1 pseudogene is annotated in these 321 nt (G+C 65.1%); it reads left to right on the top strand.

Going from position 1 to position 321, the window contains the following annotated elements:
* Positions 1-321: pseudogene (locus I6E40_RS10800) on the top strand (virulence-associated E family protein); the annotation flags it as partial.

Genomic DNA, 321 nt, shown 5'->3' with positions numbered 1-321 from the left:
ACCCCGAGGTGCGGAACAGGAAAGACCCCGAGGCGCGGTTGAAACCCATGAGCGTGCGTGCCCACAATTCCATTGTGCGAAGCGTACAGCAGACCTATCCCAACTGCTTCCGCAGCAGCATCGATGCCTATCTCTTGTCCGAGGACGTACCCGAGTTCCACCCCCTGCGTGCCTACCTCACCTCCCTGCCCGAGTGGGACGGTCGCGACCGCGTCGGCGAACTGGCGGCGCGCGTCTCCCGTGACGACCTCTGGCAGCGCGTTTTCCGCCGCTGGCTGCGCGGTGCGGTGAAGGGCTGGCTCAGCGAGCAAGATTCCATGG

The sequence above is a fragment of the Prevotellamassilia timonensis genome (genome assembly GCF_021531665.1).
Lineage (GTDB): Bacteria > Bacteroidota > Bacteroidia > Bacteroidales > Bacteroidaceae > Alloprevotella.
This window is presented reverse-complemented; position numbering and strand designations above follow the sequence as displayed.